At 41.9% G+C, this 1,947-nt stretch carries 1 protein-coding gene; it reads right to left on the minus strand.

Annotation, left to right across the window (positions count from 1 at the left end):
* Nucleotides 1–1,947 (minus strand): Tn3 family transposase (locus QL995_RS21590; RefSeq protein WP_290295074.1); only part of this gene is annotated, 1,947 nt, incomplete at both ends.

Consider the following 1,947-nt stretch of genomic DNA (forward strand, 5'->3'; position numbering starts at 1 on the left):
GCTCGCCTGAGGAAATGCCAGGCTTCGCCTCGGTTCAGTGCTCGTTGAACATATTGGCGCAGACTTGCATCATCAATATAATCAAGTAAATATTGGGCTTTGATGAGCCTATTATATTCCGTTAATGCTTGTAATATAGGGTGTCTAGATGGATAACCAGATAATTTGCGTACTAGCAATGCCTGTGTTGTGCGTTTTTCTTGAAGGGATAACACAATACGCTGAATATCCTGCCAGCCTTCTTCAATCACATTCATTTTTATCGGCTTTTTCAGCGCCAGATGCGTGTTTCCGTCGTCGCTTTCAGTTACGTTAAATAGGTCATTGATCACACTGGTGAACTGAGCATACCTAGGCGCAAAACTATAACCGCATAAATCCAATAAGGCATAATTAACATGATTAACACCATGGGTGTCGGTTGAGAGTACGTCAGGCTTAAGATCACTAGTATTAGATTGTAGTAAGTCGTAAATATAATGGGACTCATGCTCATTAGATCCTATTATACGGGCATTTAACGCACTATGATTGGCAACTAACGTCATGGCCGTAATACCTTTGTTGGTGCCGAAGTATTTCGAGGAGTAGCGAGTTTTAAAAGTCTCAAGGTGAGTTTCAAATTTTTGCCCATCGGTACTGGCGTGTAGGACGTCTTCTTGGATGTGATAGTGACGGAAAATAGGGAGTGCCGCTACTGCGTTATTGATGATATCACTTGCCTCTTGCAAGGTTTCAGGCCTAATATAATTAGCTTGTATAGTGCTTAGATGCTCATAACTGCGATCAGATATTTGTGCCATCCCATATACGCCACGATGTGTCGCATTCGCAATGAGAATAGCCAATAAATCATCCTGATTGGCGCCTACTTGTTTTTGGATTGGCAGCACGTGTGCGAAGCATTGCATAAAGTTGGTTTCTTGTTCAACATAACGCAACACATCAGCAATACTGACGGGGATCATCTGTTTAAAGAAGGGGTTGTTGACAAATGATCGGGAGCCTTTAACTGGCAGTCGCCATCGTGCGCCACTTCGGCTCTTCATGATCACATTGCGGTTATCACCATTATCAATGTGACGAGCAACATCTTCTAGGGATGTTGCTAAGCGTATTTGTTTTACTTGCAGTAGCTTCTGAATCGGCTGCTTTAGCTTTTCCAACGTTGACGATGCCAATAGATCAGACTGTATTGACGATGCAATTAAGTCGTCTTCTAGCGCACGATATTTAGTGACGTTTGATAAGTAAATTCGACCATTAAGCCGAGAAGCCAGTTGACGGTAAAGCAACCATTCGTATCGCTGTGGATGAACAACATCGTTGTTGAGTAACCATGGACGATGTTTTTGTTGGATAAGTGTACTATCCATTGTTTGCAATGTATTACCTGCTAATAGTTCTGTTTTTGTGGTTCTGAGCTGTGTCACCAATACTTCTGAGCCTTTACCTGCTTGGCATTCAAGACATAGAAACACGGGCCTTAATAACTGTTCAAGTAAGGTGTTTTGATCATCATAATATTGCCATTGATATTCTTCTACTGTGCGTTTTTGCTTTTTTAAGTACAGGCATAGCGTTTCTATATCTTGGTTATTCATTACACTTAATGCTTGTTGCCTAACCGTTGCAAATGGTTGATTATCGTCGATACTGTCATCAACAAACAGATGGAGTAATTCTGCAGCTTTGGTGACATTGTCCGCAGCTGACCTCCATGAATCAAACACTGCCTGTTGGGCAAACGCATGCGCAGCTTCTTGTTGTTTCCGGATATGATGAATAAAACCATCAGTCAGTCGCTCTAAGCTTTGCCGTATGCGTTGAGTCAGAAAACACAGCAACCATAGGTGTTGCTGTGGACGCTTAAAGCGTTTTAGTTTACTACCATAATAATCCACCATTTCACCGAAGTGTTGTTGGTTTTTAGACGATAAGGCTAAG

The sequence above is a fragment of the Pseudoalteromonas sp. APC 3358 genome, from assembly GCF_030408075.1.
GTDB classification, from domain to species: domain Bacteria; phylum Pseudomonadota; class Gammaproteobacteria; order Enterobacterales; family Alteromonadaceae; genus Pseudoalteromonas; species Pseudoalteromonas arctica.